The 18545-nt window shown below is 51.1% G+C and carries 18 protein-coding genes; 10 read left to right on the forward strand and 8 right to left on the reverse strand.

Going from position 1 to position 18545, the window contains the following annotated elements; all coding sequences use genetic code 11:
* The first annotated feature begins 26 nt into the window (after window positions 1–26).
* The gene (gene dam / locus N8M53_RS01065) at window positions 27–857 is read left to right on the forward strand and encodes an adenine-specific DNA-methyltransferase (protein WP_269579191.1); all 831 of its coding nucleotides are present in this window, start codon (window positions 27–29) and stop codon (window positions 855–857) included.
* A gap of 31 nt (window positions 858–888) precedes the next feature.
* Here the strand turns inward: dam and N8M53_RS01070 are convergent, their stop codons facing one another.
* Entirely contained in the window at window positions 889–1077 is a 189-nt protein-coding gene (locus N8M53_RS01070; RefSeq protein WP_269579192.1) for a DUF2970 domain-containing protein, read from the reverse strand.
* 150 nt (window positions 1078–1227) lie between these two features.
* Between N8M53_RS01070 and rpe the strand changes: the two genes are divergently transcribed.
* The 9 genes from rpe (at window position 1228) to N8M53_RS01115 (ending at window position 11804) form a co-directional block, all read left to right on the forward strand.
* On the forward strand, window positions 1228–1902 hold the full coding sequence (rpe, locus tag N8M53_RS01075; RefSeq protein ID WP_269579193.1) for a ribulose-phosphate 3-epimerase: 675 nt from the start codon (window positions 1228–1230) through the stop codon (window positions 1900–1902).
* A 9-nt stretch (window positions 1903–1911) separates the two neighbouring features.
* Window positions 1912–2592, forward strand: a complete 681-nt coding sequence (locus N8M53_RS01080) for a phosphoglycolate phosphatase (protein ID WP_269579194.1) — start codon at window positions 1912–1914, stop codon at window positions 2590–2592.
* 61 nt (window positions 2593–2653) lie between these two features.
* Entirely contained in the window at window positions 2654–3667 is a 1014-nt protein-coding gene (gene trpS, locus N8M53_RS01085) for a tryptophan--tRNA ligase (RefSeq protein WP_269579195.1), read from the forward strand.
* A 200-nt stretch (window positions 3668–3867) separates the two neighbouring features.
* The gene (locus N8M53_RS01090) at window positions 3868–6210 is read left to right on the forward strand and encodes an ExeM/NucH family extracellular endonuclease (RefSeq protein ID WP_269579196.1); all 2343 of its coding nucleotides are present in this window, start codon (window positions 3868–3870) and stop codon (window positions 6208–6210) included.
* Between the two features lie 94 nt (window positions 6211–6304).
* Window positions 6305–6880: an anthranilate synthase component II gene (locus N8M53_RS01095; RefSeq protein ID WP_269579197.1), complete on the forward strand. Its 576-nt coding sequence runs from the start codon at window positions 6305–6307 to the stop codon at window positions 6878–6880.
* A gap of 369 nt (window positions 6881–7249) precedes the next feature.
* Window positions 7250–8467, forward strand: a complete 1218-nt coding sequence (locus N8M53_RS01100) for an aspartate aminotransferase family protein (RefSeq protein WP_269579198.1) — start codon at window positions 7250–7252, stop codon at window positions 8465–8467.
* A 29-nt stretch (window positions 8468–8496) separates the two neighbouring features.
* Window positions 8497–9519 (forward strand): arginine N-succinyltransferase, encoded by a 1023-nt coding sequence (astA, locus tag N8M53_RS01105; RefSeq protein ID WP_046074770.1) that lies wholly within the window; start codon window positions 8497–8499, stop codon window positions 9517–9519.
* Window position 9520: 1 nt separating this feature from the next.
* A complete protein-coding gene (gene astD, locus N8M53_RS01110; protein WP_269579199.1) occupies window positions 9521–11002 on the forward strand; it encodes a succinylglutamate-semialdehyde dehydrogenase in 1482 nt (493 codons plus the stop codon).
* Between the two features lie 10 nt (window positions 11003–11012).
* Window positions 11013–11804 (forward strand): DUF1338 domain-containing protein, encoded by a 792-nt coding sequence (locus N8M53_RS01115; RefSeq protein WP_269579200.1) that lies wholly within the window; start codon window positions 11013–11015, stop codon window positions 11802–11804.
* Between the two features lie 73 nt (window positions 11805–11877).
* On the opposite strand, the gene N8M53_RS01120 is transcribed toward N8M53_RS01115, so the two are convergent.
* The 7 genes from N8M53_RS01120 to N8M53_RS01150 form a co-directional block, all read right to left on the reverse strand.
* Entirely contained in the window at window positions 11878–12744 is an 867-nt protein-coding gene (locus N8M53_RS01120) for a hypothetical protein (protein WP_269579201.1), read from the reverse strand.
* A gap of 130 nt (window positions 12745–12874) precedes the next feature.
* Window positions 12875–13507, reverse strand: a complete 633-nt coding sequence (gene crp / locus N8M53_RS01125) for a cAMP-activated global transcriptional regulator CRP (RefSeq protein WP_002535199.1) — start codon at window positions 13505–13507, stop codon at window positions 12875–12877.
* Between the two features lie 249 nt (window positions 13508–13756).
* Entirely contained in the window at window positions 13757–14626 is an 870-nt protein-coding gene (locus N8M53_RS01130; protein ID WP_046074773.1) for a phosphoribulokinase, read from the reverse strand.
* Window positions 14627–14682: 56 nt separating this feature from the next.
* Window positions 14683–14901 (reverse strand): YheU family protein, encoded by a 219-nt coding sequence (locus tag N8M53_RS01135; protein ID WP_077606856.1) that lies wholly within the window; start codon window positions 14899–14901, stop codon window positions 14683–14685.
* Window positions 14902–15029: 128 nt separating this feature from the next.
* Entirely contained in the window at window positions 15030–16019 is a 990-nt protein-coding gene (locus tag N8M53_RS01140) for a hydrolase (protein WP_077606857.1), read from the reverse strand.
* The gene (locus N8M53_RS01145; RefSeq protein ID WP_108743725.1) at window positions 16003–16479 is read right to left on the reverse strand and encodes a TIGR02444 family protein; all 477 of its coding nucleotides are present in this window, start codon (window positions 16477–16479) and stop codon (window positions 16003–16005) included. The genes N8M53_RS01140 and N8M53_RS01145 overlap by 17 nt, the downstream gene beginning before the upstream one ends.
* 8 nt (window positions 16480–16487) lie before the next feature.
* Entirely contained in the window at window positions 16488–18416 is a 1929-nt protein-coding gene (locus N8M53_RS01150) for an ABC transporter ATP-binding protein (protein ID WP_077606859.1), read from the reverse strand.
* Window positions 18417–18545 lie beyond the last annotated feature (129 nt).

The following is an 18545-nucleotide window of genomic DNA, read 5'->3' on the forward strand; positions in this document are numbered from 1 at the left end:
CAGACCGCAGAGAAAGACTAGGGGCAATGAGAAAGCATCGTGCGTTTCTAAAGTGGGCAGGTGGTAAATACTCACTGGTCGATGATATTCGCCGTCATCTTCCCGAGGGGAACACACTGATAGAGCCTTTTGTCGGTGCCGGATCGGTGTTTCTTAATACCGATTATGATCACTATATCTTAGCGGACATCAATCCCGATCTGATCAATCTCTACAACATTATAAAACAAACGCCATCACGGTTTGTGACGGATGCGCGCGCGTTTTTTTGCCAAGAGTTCAACCAAAAAGAGCGTTATTTGGATGTGCGCCGTGAGTTTAATCTCACCACGGATCCTTACTTACGTTCGTTGTTTTTCCTCTATATGAATCGTCACGGCTTCAATGGCTTGTGTCGCTATAATAAAAAGGGTGGCTTTAATGTGCCCTTTGGCTCCTACAAAAAACCTTACTTTCCGGAAAAAGAACTGGCAGTTTTTGCCGAAAAAGCGCAACGGGCAGAGTTTGTTTGTGAGGGATACGCGGAAAGCTTTGCTCGAGCCAGCAAAGGCGACGTGATTTACTGTGATCCACCTTATGCACCGCTCACCGCGACGGCAAACTTTACTACCTATGCCACAAATGGCTTCACGCTTGATGATCAAGCCCTGCTGGCTGAACATGCCGAGCAAGCCTCCGTGAGTCAGGGGATCCCTGTCCTTATTTCCAATCATGACACACCGTACACCCGCCGCTTATATCGTGGCGCGTCGTTTAATGTGGTGAAAGTGAAACGTACCATTAGTCGCAATGGCCAAGGCCGCAATAAAGTGGACGAATTACTGGCATTGTTCGCACCGCAACCCTCGACCCCATAAGCTCTCTGGCGGGGGTTGCCACTTGTCGGTATTAAGTCACGAGGCTGACTAGTGCTAGCAAGACGGCGATAAATACCCCGATCATGACCACACCAGTGATAATATATGCTGCAGGTGAGTCATGACCAAAGTCTCTTTCGCGATTTTGTTGCGATTGGACGCCAAATAATGCTGCGATGACGCTCTTCATTACGTCAAAAAGTCTAGGTTTGCTGCCCATGCTGCCTCCTTTTTTGGCGCCTTTATTTACTCTAGTCAAGCCCCCAAGACTTGTCAGTGTTAGCGATGATAAAACCGCGAACGGGTAAGACTTCATGGCTAAGATCGGGTAGAATTGCGGCAACTTTTTGGTAATTGAGGCGACCGCACTATGAAGGATTTTTTGATTGCGCCATCGATTTTATCTGCCGATTTTGCGCGACTAGGTGAAGAAGTGGAAAACGTGCTCGCCGCGGGTGCGGATGTGGTTCACTTCGACGTGATGGACAATCACTATGTGCCTAACTTAACCTTTGGTGCGCCTGTTTGTCAGGCGTTGCGAGACTATGGTATTACCGCCCCGATTGACGTGCACCTCATGGTTAAGCCAGTTGATCGGATTATTCCTGATTTTGCCAAAGCTGGTGCGAGTATGGTGACGTTTCATGCCGAGGCCAGCGAGCACATTGATCGCACGTTACAACTGATCAAAGAGCATGACATGAAGGCGGGCCTGGTGTTTAACCCAGCGACCCCATTACACCATCTTGATTATGTGATGGATAAGTTGGATATGATCTTGCTGATGTCGGTCAACCCAGGTTTCGGTGGTCAGTCATTTATCCCTACCACGCTCGATAAACTGCGGGCAGTGCGTGAGCGTATTGATGCCAGTGGTCGAGATATTCGCCTTGAAATCGACGGTGGAGTGAAAGCAAACAATATTGCTGACGTGGCGTCGGCCGGCGCAGATATGTTTGTCGCGGGATCAGCCATTTTTGGTCAGCCTGATTACAAAGTGGCCATTGATGAAATGCGTGCCGAACTGGCAAAAGTAGAAAGGTAGTGAAGTAGTATGAGCCTGCGTTATATTGCATTTGATTTAGATGGTACCTTGGTAGATAGCGTGCCAGATTTGACCCAAGCCCTACAGATGATGCTGGCAGACTTGGACAGGCCCACAGTGAGTGTGGCCGAAGTGACCGGCTGGATTGGCAACGGGGCCGATATCATGATCCGTCGTGCCTTGTCGCGCGCTCACGCGCACGACCCCGATTTAGATCCCTCGCTGGTGGCACAAGCCAGAGAGCGCTTCAATTTCCATTACGAAAACAATGGGCACGAAAAGACAGTATTGTATGCGGGGGTCAAAGACACCTTGAACCACTTGCACCAGCAAGGCTATCAACTGGGTGTGGTCACCAATAAGCCTTACGCCTTTGTGCCAGCGATTTTAGCCGATTTAGGCCTAGCCGAATTATTTACCGATGTGATTGGCGGCGACAGTTTGTCGACCAGTAAGCCCGATCCCGAAGGCTTACATCTACTGCGCGATAAACACGGACTCACCAATGCCCAGATGTTGATGGTCGGTGATTCAAAAAATGACATTCTGGCAGCCCAGAATGCCGGAATCGCCTCCGTCGGCCTAACTTATGGCTACAACTATGGTGAGCCTATCAGTGACAGCTGCCCTACCTATATATTGGATCACTTTAGTGAATTAGTCTCTGTGGTTGCTAACCACCCAGAGTAACGCGTTTAATAAGCAAATTAAGACCGCCCCCACGGGCAATATGTAAAGGAATCAAATCATCATGAGTCAATCTTCAAAACCCATTGTATTGAGTGGTGTGCAACCCTCTGGCGAGCTAAGTATTGGTAACTATCTGGGCGCGTTGCGTCAGTGGGAACAGATGCAAGATGATTATGACTGCCAATATTGCGTGGTGGATTTACATGCGATCACCGTCCACCAGGATGCAGACGCGTTACGCGAAGCCACGCTTGATGCCTTAGCACTTTGCTTGGCGGTGGGGGTGAGCCCAGAAAAAAGTAACCTGTTTGTGCAATCACACGTGCCTGAGCACGCGCAGTTGAGCTGGGTACTTAACTGCTACACCCAAATGGGTGAGTTAAACCGGATGACCCAATTTAAAGACAAGTCGCAACGTCATGCTGAGAACATTAATGCGGGATTGTTTGGCTATCCGGTGTTAATGGCGGCGGACATCTTGTTGTATCAAACCAATCAGGTTCCGGTTGGTCATGACCAAAAACAACACCTGGAATTGGCGCGTGATGTGGCGACCCGCTTTAATAACCGTTATGGCGATGTATTTGTGCTCCCAGAGCCGTATACACCCGACGTGAATGCCCGGGTAATGAGCCTGCAAGATCCGACCAAGAAAATGTCTAAATCGGACGATAATCGCAACAATGTGATTGGTTTGCTGGAAGACCCTAAAGCGATCGCGAAAAAAATTAAACGTGCGGTGACTGACTCTGAAGAGCCACCCCGTGTACGTTTCGATATTGCGCAAAAGCCAGGGGTGTCTAATTTGCTTGGGTTATTGTCGGGCGCCACGGGCAAGTCGATTGACGCGCTCGAGCAAGCCTACGAGGGCAAGATGTACGGGCATTTGAAAAAAGATACAGCCGATGCGGTGGTCGCTATGCTTGAGCCGTTGCAAGCGCGTTATCACGAGTACCGTGCTGATCGCGCATTGCTTGATAGCGTGATGAAAAAAGGCGCCGAGCACGCTTCAGCACGGGCGCAAGAGACATTGCGCAAAGTCTATGACGCGGTAGGCTTTGTTCCACGCGTGTAGCGGGTCACTAAAAGATGACAAAAGCAGCGGGTGAAAGCTCGCTGCTTTTTTTTTAACATAACTGAACCAGCTTCTCACTTCTAATTACTTCATCAATAATCGCTGATTCCGGTGCGATTCATATCACGTCATATCCTGTACCTATCATGAATAATACACTCGATTTTCGAGTAAACACTCAATTACGTGAAGGAACAGGTATGAAAAAGCCAATGATGTGGTCACCGCTTGCGCTGGTAATGGCGGGGATTGCACTGCCCGCGGCGGCGACAGCGCCACTGACCGAGAGCTACCAATGTGGGGTGACGACCCCGACCCCCATTTATGACATTCAAGGTGATGGCGCGCGGAGCCCGCTCGTCCCTGATGGCAAATACAGTTCTGACAAAACCTATGCCGTAAAAGGCGTGGTGACGGCTGTCACCCAAGGCCTCTACAAAGGGGTCTGGATTCAAGATCCGCAAGGAGATGGCAACCCAGCAACGTCCGACGGGTTGTTTGTCTATTTGCGTGACGCGCAAGACTTAGCGTTGGCGCCCGGCGATACGCTTTGTGCTAGCGGGAAAATTAAAGAGTACTACGGCCATACCCAGCTGGGTGTCACGGACGGACAGGTAGCAAAGGGGGCTTACCAAGGTGATGTGCTACCCACTGCTATCCGTGTGGGGGCAGAGGAGAGCCTTGATCAGGCACTGGAGCGCTATGAAGGCATGAAGGTGACCATGGACGCTGACAGTGAACTAGTGATCACCCGCAACTTTGGTTTTGATTACGATGCATTTCGCAACAACATGGTGTTATCACATCAGGCGCCTTTGTATAAACCGACACAATTGCATCCTGCACTAACACCAGGTGCTGAGGCGCTGGCAGAGAAAAATGCCCAAAACCAGCTTTATATTGAAACCGACCAGAAAGCGAAAGATGGGGAGATCCCGTATTTCCCTGGCCTTGATGCTGAGCAAGGCTATTTGCGGATTGGCGATCGTATCGAGCGCTTAAGTGGTGTGTTGGGTTATAGCTACAACCAGTATCGTTTGGTGGCGACCAATACCATCACCGCTGGGGATATCGTGCATCGCAATGACCGTCAAGCGGCGCCAAAGACGGTACCAGGCACAGATATTAAGGTCGCGAGCTTTAATGTGCTTAACTACTTTACTAGCGCCAGTGCGGTCGGTGGTCCACTCAATGTGACCTGTGACGATCAAGCCGATGCCGATGCGAGCCGCGGCTGTAATCGTGGCGCAAAAACCGCGGCTGAGTTTGAACTGCAACGCTCGAAAATCGTTAACGCATTGACGGCCATGGATGCTGATATCGTTGGCTTGATGGAGATTGAAAACAACGGCTTTGCAGCGGGCAGTGCTATTGATGATCTGGTGACTCAACTCAACGCCCAGTTTGCTGACCCTCGTGATCACTATCAATTTGTTGAACCGAGTGAGGCGGAGAAACATCAAGGCGCTTACTTTGGCTCTGATGCCATCATGGTAGGCATGATTTATCGTCCTGCGACAGTGGCATTAGCAGGCGATGCCCAGGCTATCCCAATGCCCGAGCAGCATATCAGTGGCGAAAGCCCAGACGGAGAAACCAAGGCTCTCGACAAATACCAGCGTGATAGCTTGATCCAACGCTTTATGGTTAATGATCAACCTCTGAGTGTGGTGGTGAATCACTTCAAATCAAAAGGCTCGGGCTGCTATGAAGATTGGGTTGCGGGTGAGTTTGATAGCGAAACGGCTGATCTGCAAGGGCGTTGCAATGAGTTCCGCGTTTCGGCGGCTGTGGCATTGCGTGACCGATTAAACACCGTGGATGGTGATGTATTGATCTTGGGAGACTTGAACGCGTATGCGCAAGAAGATCCTGTTCGAGTGCTGACGGACTATCAGCGTACCGAGGGGCAACGCGACATTCTCACTGCTGCGGGAACGGAAATTCGTGGTGTGCCTATGCATGCGACCGGCCAACCCGTGGAGCACGGATTGGGGTATACCAATTTGGCCACTGACTGGTTAGGGGACAAAGCCTATTCGTATTCGTTCTCTGGTGAGCTAGGTGCATTGGATCATGCTCTTGCGAATGCCAGCTTGGCCAGCAAAGTGGTTGGCGTGGAAGAGTGGCACATTAACTCGGTAGAAAGCACTTTGTTCGAATATAGCCGCAAATACACCGGAGATTTGGTGAAATCGGACAATGCGTTCTCATCCTCTGATCACGATCCTGTCTTGATCTCGCTTGACTACCCAGCACCTGTGGTTCCTGTCTCTGTGACCGTGAACAATCGCAGCATTTTACCCATTGTACCGCAGCTTAACGGACAGAAAAGTCCGGTTCATGCGTGGATGAAATGGCGTTCGGTGCGCGAATTTGATCAACGCTCTCCCTTGGTCCAATCTTTGGATCTCAAGCGTGATGATCGTATCGCGGTGTCGGTGAAAGCCTTGGGGCTGTTCCCAGTTTATTGTGGTAGTGCGCCCGCTGATACGCCGATGACAGTGACATACACTGGCTTTCGCTGTCAGTTAAACCGCTAACCTCGATGTCGCTCGTCCCAGGCTCACGCTAGGATGACGCTCTATAAGCACTGTGTTAGCATCATGCCGGTTTTCAATCGCATGGCCGAGCACAGTGCTTCTTATCATCGACAACTACGACTCTTTTACCTACAACCTGTATCAATACTTCTGTGAATTGGGCGCATCTGTTTGCGTCAAACGCAATGATGCGATTAGCTTGGCGGAGATAGAGGCGATGGCGCCCACCCATATCGTGGTTTCACCAGGCCCTTGTACCCCAGACGAAGCTGGGATCTCGCTGGCGGTGATTGAGCACTTTGCGGGAAAGGTTCCCCTTTTAGGTGTCTGTCTGGGCTATCAAGCCCTTGCGCAAGTATTTGGTGCTAAGGTGGTACGCGCAAAGGCAGTGATGCATGGTAAAACATCGCCCGTCGATCACGCAGGGCAAGGTGTCTTTGCTCATTTGCCCAGCCCGCTTACCGTCACGCGATATCACTCCTTAGTGGTGGATCCACACAGCTTACCCGCCTGTTTGATGGTAACAGCAACCACCATGGAGGCAGATGGGCGTGAAATTATCATGGGGTTAAAGCACCGTGAGCTCGCGGTGGAAGGGGTACAATTTCACCCAGAAAGTATTCTCACCCAAGAGGGACATGCTTTACTGGCCAACTTTCTCCAGCAATAACGTCGACAGGATAAAGGCGCGACAGTGTTAAGCGCCGTTACCTCGGGGCATCCCAGCCGCGCTCTCCATTACACACGCTTGCACCAAATGGCGATCTTTATCACCAATTTTACATTTCGCGATTTTTGACTGCCTTATCAATGGCTGCAACCTTATGCAGCCTAGCTGTTATCTCCCCTCAGTCTTGCCTGTTTGGCATCATAGCCTTGCTTGCTCTGCGCTTCTCTCTGCTCACAGTTTATGCATAACTATCTCGGTAAACTGCATGAGTTCGGTTACCCTGCTGAAAACAAAACATAATCTGCTATTGCTGCGGTTAAAATAATGTAAATACTATGCATCATAGATTAAACACAGAAGGATTGAGTGATGACAATGGAGCACAAAGTAGAACGTAAACTCTTCGACGAAGTCATGGTGCCATGTTACAACCCAATGCCGATGATCCCAGATCATGGTAAAGGGTCGCGTATCTGGGATCAGGAAGGTCGAGAGTATATCGATTTTGCCGGTGGTATCGCGGTGAGCTGTTTAGGTCATTGTCATCCGGTAATGGTGGATGCACTGACCGAACAAGCGCAGAAGCTGTGGCACTTGAGCAATGTGATGACCAACGCCCCGGCGTTGCGCCTCGCAAAACGCCTCACCGAACTGTCCTTCGCCGACCGCGTGTTTTACGCTAACTCAGGCGCCGAGGCGAACGAAGCCGCACTGAAACTGGCGCGTCGCTGGGCAAAAGAAGAGCACGGCGAGCACAAAAGTGAAATCATCGCTTTCACCAAAGGTTTCCACGGTCGCACCTTCTTTACCGTGACGGTAGGGGGACAGCCCGCTTATTCAGACGGCTTTGGCCCTAAACCTGGCGATGTCACCCATCTTCCTTACAACGACATCGCCGCATTGGCCGACCATATCTCAGATCGTACCTGTGCGGTGATGATGGAGCCATTGCAAGGCGAGGGCGGCATCGTGCCACCGGAAGCAGGCTTTTTGCAGGCCGTGCGCGAGTTATGTGACAAACACAACGCCCTGTTGATTTTCGACGAAGTCCAAACCGGCAATGGCCGTACGGGCACCTTTTATGCCTATCAAGAATCAGGGGTTGAACCGGACATTCTGGCGACAGCCAAATCACTGGGTGGCGGGATCCCCATTGGTGCCATGCTTACCACCGAACGTCTCGCAGCACACATGAAACCGGGCGTTCATGGCTCCACCTATGGCGGTAATCCATTGGCGTGTGCGGTCGCAGAAGCCGTGGTCAATGAAGTGACCAAGCCCGAAGTGCTAGAGGGTGTCATTGAGCGCGAGCAATGGTTCCGTGACGGTTTAGAGGCGATTAACGATAAATACGGCATCTTCAGTGAAGTCCGTGGCAAAGGCTTGCTACTCGGTGCGGCACTGAACCAAGACTGGGAAGGCCGTGCACGCGATATTCTGGTTGCCGCGGGTGAAGAAGGCCTGTTGGTATTAGTCGCCGGCCCAAATGTGGTGAGGTTTACTCCGTCATTGGTGATTACCAAAGCCGATATTAAAGAAGGGATGGCACGCCTGGAGCGCGCGATTGCGAAGGTTGTTGCAGGATAAGCGACCTCATACACTCGGAGGGATTTGAGATGTTAGTTATTCGGCCTATCCGTGCATCAGATTTTGATGCACTGATGTTGTGTGCGGAAGCGTCCGGCCACGGGTTTACCTCGTTGCCGGTGGATGCCGATTTGCTCCAAGGGCGAATTGATAATTCGCTAGAAAGTTTTGCCAAAAAGGTGACAGAGCCTGGCCCGGAAGGGTACTTGATGGTCGCTGAAGATGTAGAAACCGGTGAGATTGCCGGGACGACTGGGATTGAAGCGGCTATTGGCCTCGACAATCCATTTTATAGTTACCACCTGACGAAGGTGGTGCACTCGTCGCGCAAACTGAATGTGCATAACATCGTGGAAGTGCTGACGTTTGGCAACAACTACACCGGCACCACAGAGATCTGCACCTTGTTTATGCGCCCTGAGTTTCGTGGCGGCCTAAATGGCAAGCTTTTGTCTAAGTGTCGGTTTTTGATGTTGGCACAATTTCCCGAGCGTTTCGCAGACGTGGTCTTTGCTGAAATGCGTGGTGTGTCTGATGACGAGGGGAACTCGCCGTTTTGGCAATGGTTGAAGGATAACTTCTTTAACATTGACTTCACGTTGGCTGACTACCTCACCGGGATTGGGGCGAAAGGCTTCATCGCTGATCTGATGCCAAAATTACCGATTTACGTGAGCCTGCTCAGTGAGGAAGCGCGAGCGGTGATCGGGCAAGTGCATCCCAATACTCGCCCAGCGTTGCGCTTGTTGGAAAAAGAAGGCTTTTCGTGCCGTGGCTATGTCGACATCTTTGATGCCGGCCCCACGGTGGAATGCTTACGTCACAATATTGAATCCGTGCGTCATTCTTTCAACGCCTCGGCAAGCGTAAGAGAGCACAGCAGCGCGCAGGACTATTTGATATCGAACACGGACTTTGCCGGTTTCCGCGCGACAGCGGCGAAAGCGGCGGTGGATCATGAAACCAATCAGGTGGTGATCAGCCCCGCGGTAGCAGACGCATTGAATGTAAAAGAAGGCGATCAGCTGCGTTTGATTGCCATGGAGGGATAAGATGACAAAGCAATCAGCAGGCCATCTGATTAACGGAGAGTGGGTGAAAGGCGAGGGCGAGGTGATGACCTCGCAAAATCCCTTTGATAGTCAGTGTATTTGGCAAGGTGAAGAAGCGACGCGCCCCCAGGTTGAACAAGCGGTTAGCGCCGCACGTGAAGCCTTTCTTCGTTGGCGTAATACTGAATTTGCCGAGCGCCAAGCGCTGGTTGAGCGCTTTGCCGAGATAGTGAAAGCGAATACGGACGATTTAGCGCGCACCATTGCTGAAGAGACGGGCAAACCATTCTGGGAAACCAAAACCGAAGTCGGTGCCATGGTGGGAAAAGTGGCGATCTCATTACGCGCTTACCACGAGAGAACGGGCTCACGCGAAAAAGATGTCAATGGCACGCAAGCTGTGTTGCGTCACCGTCCGTTAGGTGTGATGGCGGTCTTTGGCCCGTACAACTTCCCGGGTCACCTGCCCAATGGCCACATTGTCCCCGCGCTACTGGCCGGTAACAGTGTGGTGTTCAAGCCGTCAGAATTGACGCCAAAAGTGGCGGAAAAAACACTGGGGTATTGGTTAGAGGCAGGGCTGCCGCATGGCCTTATCAATCTGGTACAAGGTGGCCGTAATACCGGCGAGGCTTTAGCACAAGCCCGAGGCATTGATGGCTTATTGTTTACCGGTAGCGCCAATACCGGCCATATCCTCCACCGCCAATTCGCGGGTCAGCCCGATAAGATGCTGGCACTGGAAATGGGGGGAAATAATCCCTTGGTGGTCAGTGATCAGTTTGGTGATTTAGAAGCCACCGTCTATACCATCATTCAGTCAGCGTATCTTAGCGCCGGTCAACGTTGCACCTGTGCACGCCGCCTGCTGCTGCCTGAAGGAGAAGTGGGTGACAAGATCTTGACGCGCCTAGCACAATGGACAAAAACCGTGCGAGTTGGCGGCCAGTTTGATGATCCGGCGCCGTTTATGGGCGCACAGATCTCAGTGGCGGCAGCAGAGGGTATTCTGGCCACACAGCAAAAGCTTGTTGATCTGGGCGCGAAGCCAGTGATTGAGTGTGAACATCAGCATGACGCGGTGATCTCGCCAGGGATCTTGGATGTCAGTGGTATTCAAGACTTACCGGATGAAGAGTATTTTGGTCCGCTTCTGCAAGTGCAGCGTTACCAGGATATGGCCGATGCGGTCACCAAAGCCAATGACACCCGCTATGGGTTGTCTGCCGGACTTATCAGTGAAGACGATGGTGAATGGCAGTACTTCCTTGACCATATTCGTGCAGGGATTGTTAACCGCAATCGCCAATTGACGGGCGCTAGCGGTGACGCGCCATTTGGTGGGCCGGGTGCCTCGGGGAACTTACGCCCCAGCGCTTACTATGCAGCGGATTATTGCGCTTATCCGATGGCGTCAATGGAAGGGGAGCAGGTGGTACTGCCCGAAACGTTCGCCCCCGGCATTCCGAATCAACAGGACTAAGGAGAGCAACATGGACAGTGGCCAAGCGTTATTCGACAAACTGTGGCAGGACTACATCAACCGTCTGTGCCCTTCGGCACATAAGGTGCATGCCTTATTAGAGGAAGGGCAACCTTTGATCAATGATCATATTGCCTTACGGACATTTGGTTTACCTAAGGTTGGGCTAAAGGTACTTGCGCGTCCATTTCTCGCCTTGGGGTATCAGCAAAAAGGTGACTATACCTTTGAAGCGAAAAAGCTCAACGCCTGCCATTTTGAGCATCCCGATCCTTTGATGCCAAAAGTTTTTATCAGTGAGTTGATGGTCGAGCAATGCTCGCCAACGCTTCAGGCGATTGTCGAGAAGCTGGTGGCGCAGGTCGATGAATCGTCACTAACAGGCAGTGATTTTCTCCATCAGGGGCGTCTATGGGATGTTGATTGGGCGACCTATCAAACCCTTGCCGAAGAGAGTGAATATGCGTCTTGGGTGGCGGCACACGGTTATGGTGCGAACCATTTTACCGTGAGCGTGAATCAGCTGAATGCGCATGATGATTGCCTCTCGGTGAACAACCGATTGCGCGACAATGGCTTTGCGATTAACGAGTCAGGTGGAGAAGTCAAAGGGGATGCATCAGTGTATTTGGAGCAATCCTCCACCATGGCGGATCGCGTACCGGTTGCTTTTTCTGATGACACGCAAACCATCCCGGGTGGATTTTATGAGTTTGCTAAGCGTTATGTCCTGCCCAATGGTGAGCTCTACCAAGGTTTTGTGGCTGCCTCGGCAGATAAAATCTTTGAAAGCACCCACTAGTTATTCGTCCTTGCCCGAATACGGGTCGACGTCATATGAAAGGGAGCGTGTGATACGCTCCCTTTTTTATCGTCTATTGGGCCTCGATGTCGAGCCAAAACGTGTCTGGAATCGCTTGTGTTTCGTTGCTTAAATGTGGGTTATCAACTCGGATTACGGTGCGTTCACTAATGTTTGCCTTTTCAAAGGTTTCCTTAACTAAAGGCGCATTATTGAAAAACTCGATAAATGATCCGTCTTGATACGCCGCTTCAAAAGCGCGATTTAACATCTCGGCGACGTCAGCATGTTGCGGAGACACAAACAGGAACATCGGGAAGCGATAGATCAGCATCAGGTGTGGGTCAACTAACAGATTACCGTATTGCGGCCGCTCGGCTAATTCACTAAAAGGCTCAATCAAGGCACGAGGGAAGAGATCGGCACGACCCGTATCAACCACTTTAAAAATGTTTTCAAAGCTCGATATTTCACGTACGCGAAATCCCGCAGAGTTAAGCACTTTGACGTCGGCCCAGCCTTGTCCCTGAGTCATCGTAAGAGACTGCAAATCACCCGCGCTATTTATCTGAGCGAGTTGGGGCTCAGTGGCTTGGTTGGTAATAAACAGGCGATGGCCGAGTAAACCACGAAACACGGGATAGCGAATGGGGATCAGTTCCGATTCCAGTGTACGGTCGGCACCAAGCCAGTCGACAGTGAGCTTGCCTTGCTTGAGCATCTCCACTTTACGAGACTGAGAGCCAATTTGGCCGTCAAAGGCTTGTAAGGTGACAGATTCTCCCGATTTTTCAGCAAGAAATTCAATCAGCTCAATGGCATAGAGGTCAAGCGCTGAGCCAGCGCGTGGCTCGGGGTGTACAATCGTGGTATTGGATGCGGCATGGACTGAAAACACAGAGAGCGCGAGGGCGGTGAGGGCAGTTATCACTTTTTTCATAAACGATACCTTGTTAATTTAGTGTTAACAACATCGTTTTGAGTTTAGAAGCTATCCGCGTGCTTGCCAGAAAGTGGAGATAAAAAAACCGACGCCAGGGCGTCGGTTGGTGATACAGAGAGCGGCGCAATTAGCGTGTGCCGTATACCACGATGGTTTTACCGTGTGCGGAAATGAGGTTTTGCTCTTCCAGCATTTTTAGAATACGTCCCACGGTTTCACGCGAACAGCCGACAATTTGGCCAATTTCCTGACGGGTGATCTTAATTTGCATACCGTCAGGGTGTGTCATGGCATCTGGCTGCTTCGCCAAGTTCAACAAGGTTTGCGCAATGCGCCCTGTGACGTCCAGGAAGGCGAGATCCCCTACCTTTTGGCTAGTTACCTGCAAACGACGCGCCATTTGTGAAGACAGGCGCATTAAGATGTCAGGGTTAACTTGGATGAGCTGGCGGAACTTCTTAAATGAAATTTCTGCCACTTCACACGGTGATTTAGCGCGAACCCAAGCAGTGCGCTCTTGGTCTTCTTCGAAAAGCCCGAGCTCACCGATGAAGTCACCTTGGTTAAGGTAAGACAGGATCATTTCCTTGCCTTCTTCATCTTTGATCAGTACGGCCACAGACCCTTTCACGATGTAATACAAGGTCTCCGCCTTCTCACCTGCATGGATAAGCGTGCTTTTAGACGGATACTTATGAATATGACAATGTGAAAGGAACCACTCGAGTGTAGGGTCTGTTTGAGGTTTTCCTGGAACCATATAACTTATTTCCTCTGCATGTGTTGCCCGGCAACAACGTCCTATCTTTGTCTGAGGGGTAACCCATCAGATCATTGCACAGAATACGAAGTCTGAACGCGGGCTACAAGCTCACTGTATGTTAACAAGAGTGTATCTTTTTTTGTTGGTGATTTCTTGATTTTGATCTAGGCCAACCGCCTAAAAATCTGGCAAAAACGTGGCTAAGATCACGGCTTGAGAAGTAATACATCATGGATGCGCTACGCCTTAGCCAATCTTGCCTTTTTCTATCAATTGTTGGATCAATGGACGGATAATCAATTCCATCGCAAAGCCCATTTTTCCCCCAGGCACCACTAAGGTGTTATGCCGTGACATAAACGACCCAGTGATCATCTGCAACAGGTAGGGGAAGTCGACATTTTTCATCCCACGAAAGCGGATCACCACAAAGCTCTCGTCCAAAGACGGGATCCCTTTGGCATTTAATGGGTTTGAGGTATCTACCGTGGGAACGCGTTGAAAATTGATATGGGTGCGAGAAAATTGCGGAGTGATATAGTGCAAGTAATCATCCATTGAGCGCACAATTGAGTCGGTCACCGCTTCACGAGAGTGACCTCTATCGCGCGTATCGCGGACAAATTTTTGAATCCACTCTAAGTTGACGATGGGCACCATACCTATCAAGAGGTCGACGTGTTGCGCAACATTGACGTCACCGTCGACCACCCCACCGTGCAATCCCTCGTAAAACAATACATTGGTATTGTCGGCCAAGTCTTGCCATGGTGTGAAGGTACCAGGCATTTGGTTATAGGGCACCGCTTCATCAAAGGTATGTAAATAGCGACGGTATTTTCCCGTGCCTTGGTCGCCATACTCACGAAAAAACTGCTCTAGTCGAGGGAAGTCGTTGGCGGTGGGGCCAAAGTAGCTGATATGCTTGCCTTGTTCACGCGCTTTACGGATCTCCACGTCCATTTCGGGACGAGTAAAACGGTGAAAGCTGTCCCCTTCTAGCCAGGCCGCTTTGATGTTCATCATCTGGAACATCTTACGGAAGGCCTCCGAGGTAGTGGTGGTACCGGCTCCTGACGAGCCGGTAACCGCAATAATTGGATGTTTAGCCGACATGACGCGCCCTGTCATTCAGTCTGAATTTGTATCGCGATACGGCGTGTACTGCGATGCTAAGAGCCGAGTGCTGCTTTACGACGAATATCCACTGTCTCGTGCAACTCGGAATACACAATCACGGCGTCTCCGGATTGTAATTGTTGGCGAACATCATCAACTTTTTGTGCAAAGCTGACTTCTTGCTCACCATAATCGGTTCCTTCCCGTAATACAAAGTGCTCAATTAACGCTGTCAGTGTTTCGTCGGGAATCGACTGCCATGGAACCATCATACTACATCACCTTTTATTTATCTCAGGATGGCACGCGAGGGTGCGTGATGCGAATGTTGTGAATTGGCTCGCATTTTACCCGATCATACCAGTAAATGCAGTGGTTCTCTTTGATTCCTTTGATGGCACTAACGTGCCGTCTTGCTCAGTGACTCATGCGGCAAATAAGACGCTAACCAGCCGGGCACCGCTTGCTCAAGCCACAACTGAGGTTGGCGCCAGCTTCCCGTGACAAAACCAACATGGCCGCCATGCTCTGTGAGTTGGTAGTCGATATTGGCGGGTAAGGGGGACGTTGGGATCACCGCGTCGGTCATAAACGGGTCGTCTTTGGCATGAATGATGGCCAGCGGTGTCTTAATGGCATTAAGCACGGAAAGGCCGCTGCAGGCACGGTAATAATGGTGTGCATCGTCAAAGCCATGAAGCGGGGCAGTGACAGTTTGGTCGAACTCAAACAACGTATTGATCGTTGGGCGTTCTCCCGCATGCCACCGGCCGACTTGCTGATGACGGGTCAGCTTTTCAGCAAGGGTTTGTCGCATCGAGCGCAACAAATAGGCTTGATAAACACGGGAAAACCCTTTCTGGATACGCATCGAGCACGCGGCTAGGTCAAGTGGGGGTGACACTGCGCAACCACAGGTCACGATGGGATCATCGTGATAGTCCGCCAGATAACGTACCAGCATGTTTCCCCCTAAGGAAACCCCGACCGCGCCAATTTGACTCTCTGGATAGGTCTCACGCAAATAGGTTAAGAAGGCACGTGCGTCTTGGGTTTCTCCAGAGTGATAGGTCCGCGCGGCACGATTAAGGCGGCCACTGCAGCTGCGAAAGTGCATCACTACGCCGCACCAACCTTGACGTTGGAACGCGGCGAGCAAGCCGTTGGCATACGGGCTGTCGAAACTGCCGGCTAAGCCATGGAATAAAACAACAATCGGCTGCCCAGGTTGCGGTTGATGTGTCCAGGCCAAATCAACAAAATCGCCATCGGGCAGATCAAATTGCTGCCAGCGAGGGGTGAAAAGCGGGGCACGACGCAGAAAGCGAGGCAACAAGGTTTGTAGGTGCGCATTCCGTGCACTGGGAATGGGTCTAAACGGTGTCATCATGGTTACTTCCCTCTTCCTCGGCGGGCGTCACCCTCAGTGATGTATATAGGTTGCGTGCTGATGGTGACAGCTGACGGCAATAGTAGGCGAGAGGAGAGGCGGTATCCGTGAGCCAGGTTTGACGATTTAGGGCCTCGACTAAATCCTGCTGTTGGAATTTTTCTAAGCTGAGCTCAAAGTTAAGCATTTTTTTGTACTGTCCACTGCCGACCCGCGGCTTCAAATCTCGCCGCAGGTGACGATAGGCAATAAGCAAATGCTCCGATCGGCTCAACGCGTGTTTGAGTTGGCTCAGGCTCTCGGGGGCAAGGCCGTAGCCATGTTGCTCAATCCAGGCGAGCAACAAGGCAAGGTTGACGTTACCTTGGTGCTCGTCTTGGAGCTTGAGGCAGGCTTGTTTCACCTCTGGCTTGCCATAATGATGTAAACAAAACTGCCACAGGTCGGCGGGGTTCGCCATCCCAGGGGTTAGCTTTGAGTGAATGTCGCCTCCAGGGCTTCCAGCTCTTCTTGTCGCTCCATCCATTCTTGTTCCACCTCTTCGAGCGTCGATTTGGCATCCGCTTGACGTTGCAATTGCGCCGTGAGTCGCGCTTTGTTATCACTGTGATAAATCTCAGGATCCGCCAACTGGCTTTCCGCGTCACTGATAATGGCAGAGAGTTGTTCTATCTGTGTGTCGAGATTGTCAATTTTTTTCCGCAAAGGCGCCGTTTGCTTGCGTAATTCGGCATCGCGGCGTTTTTGCGCTTTGCGATCCACTTGGGTTTGTTGCGGTGCTGTTTTCTCCGCGGCCGCTTGTTTTTTGCTCTCAGCGCGATCAGCACGCTGTTGATCGGTCAGCCAGCGATGATAATCGTTCAAGTCTCCATCAAAGGGTAGCACTGCGCCATTGTCGACCAAGTACAAGTCATCGGTAGTGGCGCGCAGCAAAAAGCGATCGTGACTGACAATCACCATCGCGCCCTCGTAGGACTGTAAAGCCAGCGTTAATGCTTGGCGCATATCCAGGTCAAGGTGGTTAGTGGGCTCATCGAGTAGCAGTAGGTTCGGTTTTTGCCACACCAGCAAAGCGAGCACCAAGCGGGCTTTTTCGCCTCCAGAAAAGGGGCCGATGGGCTCGAGCGCCTTGTCGCCTTGAAAGCCAAACCGGCCGAGAAAATCACGCAAGGTTTGCTCAGCAGTGGTAGGGGCTAACCGGTTTAGGTGCTGAAGTGGCGTATCGTCGATCCGCAACGTATCAAGTTGGTGTTGGGCAAAATAGCCAATTTTCACCCCTTGTGAATAGGTTAATTCACCGGCCATGGCGGGTAGGCTACCCGCGAGCAGTTTAATCAGGGTTGATTTACCCGCACCATTGCGCCCTAGTAAGCCAATGCGCGCCCCCGGCACCAGGTTAAGGCGAATGTTTTCAATAATGGGGGTCTTATCATAACCAGCCGCCACCTTGTCCATCATCAAAATCGGTGTGGGTAAGGCATCCGGGGTGAAGAAGGTAAAACTAAATGGGTTATCGTATTGCGCGGGCAATACCTTCTCCATCCGCTCAAGGGCTTTAATCCGACTTTGCGCTTGACGGGCTTTGGTCGCTTTGTAGCGAAAGCGATCAATATACGATTGCATGTGGTTAATTTGCTTTTGTTGCTTTTCGTACTGCGCCTGTTGTTGAGCCAATTTTTGCGCGCGCATTTGTTCAAAGTCGGAATAATTACCCGTATATTCATTAAGCTGTTGGTGCTCAATATGAATAATACGGTTGACGACAGGATCCAAAAAGTCCCGGTCGTGAGAGATCAACACCAAGGTCCCTGGATATTGCTGTAGCCATTTTTCCAGCCACATCACCGCATCGAGATCTAGGTGGTTGGTGGGTTCATCCAGCAACAGCAGATCAGAGCGGCATAATAGCGCTTGTGCTAAGTTCAGCCGCATTCGCCAGCCACCTGAGAATTGGGTGAGTGACCAGTGGATTTGTGGTTGGCTAAAGCCCAAACCATCAAGCAGACTCGCAGCGCGTGCTTCAATGGTATAACCACCAATGGCATCCAATTTGTCGTGCAACATCGCTACCGCATTACCATCATCACGGGTTTCGGCGTCGCGTAAGGCTTGCTGTAGCTCGCGGTATTCGCTATCGCCATCAATGACGTATTCAAGTGCGCTTTTGTCGAGTGCCGGGGTTTCTTGCGCCACCCATGCTACCTGCCACTGACTCGGATAGTCACAATTGCCGGCATCCAACGATAATTGATGGCGCAGCAATGCAAACAGGCTAGATTTGCCACAGCCATTTTTTCCCACCAAACCGACTTTGTCGCCTGGCGAAATAGTGGCAGAAGTGTGGTCAAGCAGGGGCTTACCACCACGAAGCAGTTGAATGTCGGAGAAGCGAATCATGATTTCTCAGTCTGTCTCGGGTTGATGGATGCGCATGGTTGCGCGGTCGTTATACCAGCTTGATACGGGGATTGCCAAATTCTACCGCGTCATCCCACTGGTCAGACACAGACGGGGCATATTTGTGTG

Origin of the sequence: Salinivibrio kushneri (assembly GCF_027286325.1) — a bacterium.
Lineage (GTDB): Bacteria > Pseudomonadota > Gammaproteobacteria > Enterobacterales > Vibrionaceae > Salinivibrio > Salinivibrio kushneri_A.

Bases quoted from the DNA above. Each gene is read 5' to 3' on its own strand.
- dam (WP_269579191.1), top strand. From the start codon at position 27: ATGAGAAAGCATCGTGCGTTTCTAAAGTGGGCAGGTGGTAAATACTCA.
- N8M53_RS01135 (WP_077606856.1), bottom strand. From the start codon at position 14,901: ATGATGGTTCCATGGCAGTCGATTCCCGACGAAACACTGACAGCGTTA.
- N8M53_RS01090 (WP_269579196.1), top strand. From the start codon at position 3,868: ATGAAAAAGCCAATGATGTGGTCACCGCTTGCGCTGGTAATGGCGGGG.
- trpS (WP_269579195.1), top strand. From the start codon at position 2,654: ATGAGTCAATCTTCAAAACCCATTGTATTGAGTGGTGTGCAACCCTCT.
- N8M53_RS01130 (WP_046074773.1), bottom strand. From the start codon at position 14,626: ATGTCGGCTAAACATCCAATTATTGCGGTTACCGGCTCGTCAGGAGCC.
- N8M53_RS01120 (WP_269579201.1), bottom strand. From the start codon at position 12,744: ATGAAAAAAGTGATAACTGCCCTCACCGCCCTCGCGCTCTCTGTGTTT.
- rpe (WP_269579193.1), top strand. From the start codon at position 1,228: ATGAAGGATTTTTTGATTGCGCCATCGATTTTATCTGCCGATTTTGCG.
- crp (WP_002535199.1), bottom strand. From the start codon at position 13,507: ATGGTTCCAGGAAAACCTCAAACAGACCCTACACTCGAGTGGTTCCTT.
- N8M53_RS01140 (WP_077606857.1), bottom strand. From the start codon at position 16,019: ATGATGACACCGTTTAGACCCATTCCCAGTGCACGGAATGCGCACCTA.
- N8M53_RS01070 (WP_269579192.1), bottom strand. From the start codon at position 1,077: ATGGGCAGCAAACCTAGACTTTTTGACGTAATGAAGAGCGTCATCGCA.
- astD (WP_269579199.1), top strand. From the start codon at position 9,521: ATGACAAAGCAATCAGCAGGCCATCTGATTAACGGAGAGTGGGTGAAA.
- N8M53_RS01145 (WP_108743725.1), bottom strand. From the start codon at position 16,479: ATGGCGAACCCCGCCGACCTGTGGCAGTTTTGTTTACATCATTATGGC.
- N8M53_RS01150 (WP_077606859.1), bottom strand. From the start codon at position 18,416: ATGATTCGCTTCTCCGACATTCAACTGCTTCGTGGTGGTAAGCCCCTG.
- N8M53_RS01115 (WP_269579200.1), top strand. From the start codon at position 11,013: ATGGACAGTGGCCAAGCGTTATTCGACAAACTGTGGCAGGACTACATC.
- astA (WP_046074770.1), top strand. From the start codon at position 8,497: ATGTTAGTTATTCGGCCTATCCGTGCATCAGATTTTGATGCACTGATG.
- N8M53_RS01100 (WP_269579198.1), top strand. From the start codon at position 7,250: ATGACAATGGAGCACAAAGTAGAACGTAAACTCTTCGACGAAGTCATG.
- N8M53_RS01080 (WP_269579194.1), top strand. From the start codon at position 1,912: ATGAGCCTGCGTTATATTGCATTTGATTTAGATGGTACCTTGGTAGAT.